This is a genomic window from bacterium (genome assembly GCA_037131655.1).
GTDB lineage: Bacteria > Armatimonadota > Fimbriimonadia > Fimbriimonadales > JBAXQP01 > JBAXQP01.
Genome location: JBAXQP010000129.1, coordinates 1 through 7,640, shown reverse-complemented (window position 1 = coordinate 7,640; position 7,640 = coordinate 1). Strand labels below are relative to the sequence as shown.

At 47.8% G+C, this 7,640-nt stretch carries 6 protein-coding genes; all 6 read right to left on the bottom strand.

Annotated elements, in window-relative coordinates; translation table 11 throughout:
- The coding region (locus WCO51_07370; protein MEI6513081.1) for an aminomethyl-transferring glycine dehydrogenase subunit GcvPB at window positions 1-688 on the bottom strand (688 nt) is incomplete at its 3' end.
- Entirely contained in the window at window positions 688-2,046 is a 1,359-nt protein-coding gene (gcvPA, locus tag WCO51_07365) for an aminomethyl-transferring glycine dehydrogenase subunit GcvPA (GenBank protein MEI6513080.1), read from the bottom strand. The genes gcvPA and WCO51_07370, both read right to left, overlap by 1 nt.
- Before the next feature lie 2 nt (window positions 2,047-2,048).
- Complete coding sequence (gene gcvH, locus WCO51_07360) at window positions 2,049-2,432, bottom strand: glycine cleavage system protein GcvH (GenBank protein ID MEI6513079.1); 384 nt, start codon at window positions 2,430-2,432, stop codon at window positions 2,049-2,051.
- 280 nt (window positions 2,433-2,712) lie between these two features.
- Window positions 2,713-3,291 carry a GNAT family protein gene (locus WCO51_07355; protein ID MEI6513078.1) on the bottom strand — a complete coding sequence of 193 codons (579 nt, stop codon included), beginning with the start codon at window positions 3,289-3,291 and terminating at the stop codon, window positions 2,713-2,715.
- Window positions 3,292-3,449: 158 nt separating this feature from the next.
- Entirely contained in the window at window positions 3,450-4,115 is a 666-nt protein-coding gene (locus WCO51_07350) for a PEP-CTERM sorting domain-containing protein (GenBank protein ID MEI6513077.1), read from the bottom strand.
- A 225-nt stretch (window positions 4,116-4,340) separates the two neighbouring features.
- Window positions 4,341-7,469 carry a PAS domain S-box protein gene (locus WCO51_07345; protein ID MEI6513076.1) on the bottom strand — a complete coding sequence of 1,043 codons (3,129 nt, stop codon included), beginning with the start codon at window positions 7,467-7,469 and terminating at the stop codon, window positions 4,341-4,343.
- Window positions 7,470-7,640: the final 171 nt, after the last annotated feature.

The window sequence follows — 7,640 nt, the reverse complement described above, 5'->3', positions numbered from 1 at the left end:
TTTCAACGTTCGTCTCAAAAACCCCCAAAGTGGTAGGGCTAGTGAGCATCATAGCGGCAACACTGTCATCGAGCGAGGCTTCAAGCTCTTTTATATTGGTATTCCCGAGATCATCAGTCTTAATCGACTTCACCGTATAGCCACACCGAGCAGCGGAAGCGGGGTTTGTGCCATGCGCTGTGTCCGGCACCAAAACCACTGTTCGCTTCTTCCCTTCCCCACGCGCCTCATGATATGCCTTGACCAACATTAGGCACGTCATCTCACCTTGCGCGCCTGCCGCAGGCTGCAATGAAATATCATCAAAGCCGGTAATTGCTTTTAAATAACTCGATACTTCATGAAGAAGTTGAAGCGCACCTTGCGATAGGCATTCGGGTTGAAGTGGATGCGTGTCGGTAAACCCCGGCAAAGCTGCAACCGTCTCATTCACCCGTGGGTTATACTTCATTGTGCAGGAACCTAAAGGATAGAATCCGTTATCTATGCCGTAGTTACGTCGGGAAAGATTGGTAAAGTGGCGAACGGTCTGCAATTCGCTGACCTCAGGAAGCAACAAATTATCCCTGAGATTTTCTTTGCCTAGTAAAGCTTCGATTGGAAATTGCGGCACATCACACTTAGGAACCGATACGCCCGTTCTGCCCTTAACACTCTCTTCGAATATGATAGGAAAGTCTTTACTCATCACTGATTCTCCTCACACACTCTTCTCAATGCTTGGGCAAAGTGATCGATCTCAGCTTTAGTCCGCTTCTCTGTCACCGCGACCAATAAAGTGTCTTCGAACTGCGAATAGTAGCTTCCTAGCGGAAGCCCGCCTAATAAGCCTTCCTTTATCAACTCATCGCGAACATGAGATGCGTTGCAAGGCAGTTTAAGAGCGAATTCATTAAAGAAAAAACGTTTATTAAAGCGTAACTCAACGCCGTCGACTTTGGTATGCTCTTTCGAGGCATAATGAGCATTTTGAAGAGAAGCTTCGGCCATCGCTCGAAGTCCATGCTTGCCGACAGCCGATAAAAAGACGGACGCCGCAAGAGCAATCAACGCTTCATTGGTGCAGATATTCGAGGTGGCTTTCTCACGCCTAATATCCTGCTCCCGTGCGCGAAGGGTCATTACAAATCCCTGCTTACCCTCTTTATCAGTCGTTCGCCCAATAATACGACCGGGAAGTCGGCGAGCAAACTCTTTACGACAGGCAAACATTCCAAGTAACGGCCCCCCGAAACCCATTGGTGATCCCAAAGGCTGCCCCTCACCTACCACAATATCTGCCCCTAACTCGCCAGGCGGTTTAAGAAGAGCCAAGGAGATTGGATTGACGCAAACAATACTGAGCGCTCCATGCTTATCCGCCTCGTTTGATAAAGCTTCCAGGTCCTCCACTTGACCGAAAAAGTTGGGATACTGCGAAACCACGCATGCGGTCTTATCGGAAATATGCTTTTCTACCGCATCAATCTCAGTCAAGCCATCAGGCGCGGGAACTATCGTAACTTCAAGCCCCTGCGCCCAGGCGTAGGTATTGATGCAGTCCCGGTAATGAGGATGCACCGCTTCCGATACCAAAATCTGAGTTCGGTCGGTGGAGGCAACCGCCATCAACGCGGCTTCAGCCAAAGCGCTGCCTGCATCATACATGCTGGCGTTGGACATCTCCATACCCGTCAACTCGCATACTAAACTCTGATACTCGTAAATCGCCTGCAAATTGCCCTGGCTCATTTCGGGTTGGTAGGGAGTATAAGCCGTTAAAAACTCACCACGCTCGATAATTGCACCGACCACAGAAGGTATAAAATGGTCGTAAATCCCTGCCCCTAAAAAACTGATATATTGAGGAGCTACCCCATTCTTAGCTGCTATCGCAGTAAGCTCACGCACGATCCCATACTCATCCAAAGCACCCGGCAGGTCTTTCAAGGGGCCATTAATCAATAGTTCCTTGGGAATATCTCCAAATAACGAAAGTATAGAATCCACGCCGATAGTCTCAAGCATCAACCGTCGGTCTTCATCCGTATGGGGAATATATGACAAATCTAGCTCTCCTCGATAACTCGTGCGTAGTCGGCCGCATCCAGCAATTCATCCATCTCAACGGCATTGCTCATCTTAATGCGAATTAACCAACCCTCACCATAAGGATCGCTATTGACCAACTCCGGCTTTGGCGCGAGAGATTCATTAACAGCAACAATCTCTCCGGAAACAGGCGAATAAAGCTCTGAAACGGTCTTTACCGATTCAACTGAGCCAAAAGCCTCATCCTTCTGAAGTATCTGCCCTACCGTGGGCAATTCGACATAGACCACATCACCCAATTCCGTCTGTGCGAAATCGGTGATCCCGATATTGACAACCCCATCATCATTAAGTATCCACTCGTGACTGGTCGTATATTTCAAGTCGCTAGGAACGTTCATTTAACTGTAGACCTCCGTGTAAGCAGGTAAGTTGTTAGCTTTATTATACCTATCTTTGTGGCATACCCCTAACATGTCATAGCGAGGATGATTGTGCCGAAGCAACCTCCTCTTGAGCTTACTGATTGCGAAAACTTATGACTCATCAATCTTCTGCTTGGCGATTGAAACCGCAGCTGATATTGGCGAAGTCCACCTGCGTGGACTCATCCGGATAGTCCGCGTAGGCGGACTTTGCTCTCAACAGCCGCGAATTTATTCGCCAGGCAACCAATCCTATTCAATCGTCCAAACCTCTTCTTCCCTTCCACTCATCAGCAAGAACGGCATAGAGGTGATGATCGCGCCATTCGCCCCCTATTTGAAGATAGCGCAATGAGAAGCCTTCATGCCGAATTTCAAGCTTCTCCATCACACGCATACTACGCGGATTCTCGGGCATGACGGCAAAATGCACACGGTGAAGGGCAAGAGTCTTGAAGACATAATCCAGCGAAAGAGCTACCGCTTCCGGCGCATACCCATTGCCAATATGCGATTGTGCGATCCAATAACCGCAGTTGGAATTCTGGAAGTTACCTCGGCAGATAAGGGTGTGTGAGACGCGCCCAATGAGTTCATCCCCCTTAAAGATTCCCAACCGATAAGCCTCGTCCGTCTCCCACTCCTGCACTCCTCGGGCTATATCGTACTTAAGATGCTCTTCAATACGAGGATCCCGCATCGGCGCTGGCAGCCAGGGACGAAGCCAATCTTCATTCTCAACCAGCGCCCTCTTAAGTTCCGGCAAGTCATCCATATTCAACCGCCGCAAGACAATCCGCTCACTCCGTCCCACCACAAACGCCAATTCCCCCATCTCTAACCCCTTATCGGCCTCAAATTCTCACCTGTCAAATTATACCAACCCCCCGCCCCCACATCCAAGCAGGAATTCTCTCACCTATGGTGCCTCTTGCAAAACATGTATAGAAAAAGGACGGCCAACTTACAGGCCGTCCTTTATACTCCAGAAAGCTACTTCCTGCGGCGCAGTAGAGCAACTAGGCCAATCAGTCCTGTGCCGAGAGATGCCACTGAGTTTGGTTCTGGGACACAGATCGTGTCAACGACGATTTCCTCGATGTGGGTCCCTACTGGGAACAGGAGCTTAATAAGTTCGAAATCAGGGTTTGGGTGTATCTCCCACAACACGTTGTAGGTGACCCATTTCGTGTTGGGATATGTGATGAAATTCATAGGTGTGGATTGGCTGCTCGGAGTTGGCGAGACAGACACAACTTGACCAGGATTATCAGTCGTTATTTGTAGAAACACGTATTTGGTGGGATTGTGAGCAAAGGCATTCGGAACGCCTATTTGAACTTCACCAGGTCCGAGTTGACCAGTGGCATCAGGGGTACCGATTTGCCATACGTTTATGGGTGTGCCATTAGGACCAGGCACGCCACCAACGTAATTTCCCTGCACAGTAACAAAAGGGATGCCATAGGGGTTATTGGATGTTGTTGGATTGGGTCCAGCCCCTAGATTAAACTCCCAGGCTTGTGTTGTTGAACCAGGATCCCCACGATTCCAGAGGTGGCCGGTCCACTGGTTCCAATAGTCATGCGCAAATGCGCTTGAACAGATTGCTACTGTAAAGAAGGCGAACGCCGCTAGGCGAATAGTTAACGATTTCATTACAAACTCCTTTGTATCGATTTCCGATATTGTTACTTTCCTTTAGCTATGCTAAACTATCTAACAATTCTCTTTACTGAAACAAATCATGAATCGTTTGAGAAGATATTATTTTTCGTCGTTAGCCTAATAATTCAAGCTGCTAGACGCCCCATGGTTTGTGCTGAATTTCACAATTGGTGTTAAGGAATTAATAGGAGTGAGCAATAAGCCATAATTGGAGTATTATGGGCGTTCCAGCAGTTTGGCTATGACTTCAGAAAGTGAAATAATACGGAACGGTTTGGAAATGGCGGCGACGAAACCGAACTCTTCGTAATTCGACATAATGGGGTCGTTCGAGTAACCGCTGAAGACCGCTGCGCGCACGTTTGGGTTAAGCTCGCGCAAAAACTCTAGTGTTTGTTTCCCGCCCATTCCTCCAGGCACAGTAAGGTCCAGAAGCACCCCGTCGAAAGGCTTCCCTTGCTTAAGAGCTTTTCTATAAAGATTTATTGCTTCTTGCCCATCAGTTGATGTCACCACTGTACAACCTAATGCTGTGATTCCTGATTCAGCCAACTGCCGTACTAATGGTTCGTCATCCATCACCAAAATATGCCCTTGCATGACCGGCAAAGGGCGAACAGAGGACTTTTTGGTTTGCTCAGCAGCCGATTCTGCGGCAGAGAGTAAGTAAATAGTGAATGTTGTGCCCGACTTACTTCCCCCTGTTTTTGAAGTCACTTCTATATGCCCTTCATGGCGTTTTATAATCGAGTGAACAGTAGTTAGACCTAAGCCCGTTCCGGTTGATTTCGTTGTGTAAAACGGATCGAATATCTTGTCCAATTCCTTTGCAGGGATACCGACGCCCTGGTCAGTTATGCTGATACGAACATATTTGCCCGGCTTGATAGGCATTGCAGGCTGAGTATCAAAAGCCACATTCGATGCGCGGATGAGAATAGTGCCGCCTTCCGGCATCGCTTGGTCGGCGTTAATCACCAAATTCTCGATGACTTGACTTATTTGACTGGAATCAGCTTGGATGGACCAAAGATCCTCTTCAAGCGCCAACTGGCAACGCGACTTAGAGCCGTGCGTTACAAAACCAGCCGTTTCACGAAGCAACTCGGCTATGGAGGTCACTGACTTGACTGGAGCGCCGCCCTTAGAGAAAGTGATTAGTTGCCTTGTCAGATCGCGGGCACGTTCCGTCGCTTTCTCGGCCGCCTCCAAAAGTTGGTGTTCCTGTTCACTCAGTTTAGCAGTCAACTGAACAAGAGAAATGCCTCCCAAAATCACTGCCAATATATTATTGAAATCATGAGCAAGCCCGCCTGCCAAAAGTCCTAATGATTCAAGTTTACTGCTCTTCGCCGCTTCCTTCTCAAGAGCGCGCAATTGAGTCACATCGTTGAAAGCACAAACAGCTCCTGAAACAACACCATTCTCGTCAACAATCGTTGCAACAGTCTCGGAAATAAGGCGGTCACTCCCATCCGGTCGGACGAGCAAGGCGTACTGTAACAGCCCTTTGCCACTGACTTGTGTTGCAGCCTGAAACACATTTTCCCTCGGTTTACACGTCTTTTCGTCATGCGTGACGTATACGGAAGAAGCGTTCTTACCGATAGCCTCATCACCTGCTATACCTATGAGTTCCTGAGCAACCCGATTGATTAGAATGATCTTCCCTTCTGCGTCGGTAGCAATCACACCGTCACCGATTGAGCTAAGAGTGGTGGACAAGCGCCCCTCACTGTCACTTAGGTGATCAAGAGCTTCTTCAAGGTCTTTTAACGCCTGCATACGATCGGTGATGTCAAGGGCAACCCCTACGACCCCTTTAAACTCATCATGGGGACCGAGGAGTGGAGAATAGTGGACATCGTAACAAGTATTGCCGATCTTTGCCACATGGTTCACTTCCTCGCCTTTGAGCGCACGGCGAATGTTTTTCAGGATTTCAGGGTTATCTTTATAGATATCAAAAGCTGATTGGCCTACCACTTGACCTGGCTCTAATCCAATACTTTTTAACCCTGCGCCTGTAGATAATTGAAAAATTCCGCTGGGGTCTAGAGTGTAGAGAACAATTGGCGCGCATTCAAGGGTAGCGTGAATAAGCATTTGGCTCTCGCGTCTTGCCTCTCGCGCCAGCAAGCGTTCCGTGATATCCTCACCGGAGCTAAGTGTCCCGATGATAGCACCCGTTTTATCACGAAGCAAAGCATTATGCCACGCAATCTGTCTTTCTTCACCCTTTGCGTTTAAGATGGGGTTCTCGAAGTATTCCACTTGCTCAAGTTTGCCAGCCATCAACTCACGAAAAGCAAGCTTCGTGGGCTGCGCCATGCTTTCCGGAAGGAAGGTATCGAACCATGACTTGCCGATAATCTCCTGGTATTCATATCCTAATAGTTCACACCCCTTCTTGTTGATGAGTGTAACCTTACCGGACGAATCCAGCGCCACCATGACCACTCCAGCTAGATCAAGATAGCTTTGAGCACGATCCCGCTCTTCTTTTATCGTATTTTCTGCAATTTTGCGTTCAGTAATATCCCTTGAGACGATAACGGCATACCCTGGCAGCTCGCTTTCATGGTTCACCACAGTCCCGCTTATACTTAAGGGGCGCATTTCTCCAGTCTCTTTGTTTACCACTTGGACTTCAAAATCTGTAAAGGACTCGCCGTGCATTGCCCGTCGAAGAGGCCATTTATCTATGCTCATTGCATCACCGTCAGGGGATCGCAGTTCATACATTTCAATATAGTCTTGAAATATTACGAATTTGTCAGTATCATCTCCTCCGGGAAGCAGGCGTTGCATAGCAGGGTTGGTGGCTATGATGTTCCCTTTGAGGTCGCTAATGATTAGTCCGTCAGTGATGCTGTAGATGACGGCGTTAAGATACTTATGCGTCTTTTCAAGCTGTTGCTGCGCCTCATGATCCTTAGATACATCCCTGAAAGTGGCCACAGCGCCCACTGGAACTCCGTCCTTGCCATAAACAGGTCCTGCGCTAACGGATAACCAGACCTTATTGCCTAAAGGCCTAATAATATAGAGCACTTCACTGGTTATAGTTTCTCCACGTAAAGCGCGAACTACGGGAATATCTTCTAGAGGTAAAAGCTGACCATCAGGCCGGTATCGAGGATCGCGATCAAACCGCTCACGGAGGGTGTACTGCATATCTTTCTGAGTATAGCCAAACAGATGCTCTGCAGCGGGATTAAATCTGATGACTCGCCCTTCTTCATTATAGACGACAAGTGCGTCAGCAATAGACTGAAGCACTGCATCAAACTCAGCCGCCTGCCTCAAAGCATTTTCGGTTACATCACCGACGATCTTTTTCATCGCTATCTCCGAATTTATTTATCTCTAACAACGAGATCATTTAAGAATTTCAAACAATTGCATAAATGATATACAGGACATCAAGCATCCTGATTCGATCGATAATCTCATAACAATAGACATTGCAGTAAAACGTACTACTTATTACTATAATATCACATTTATTTTAAC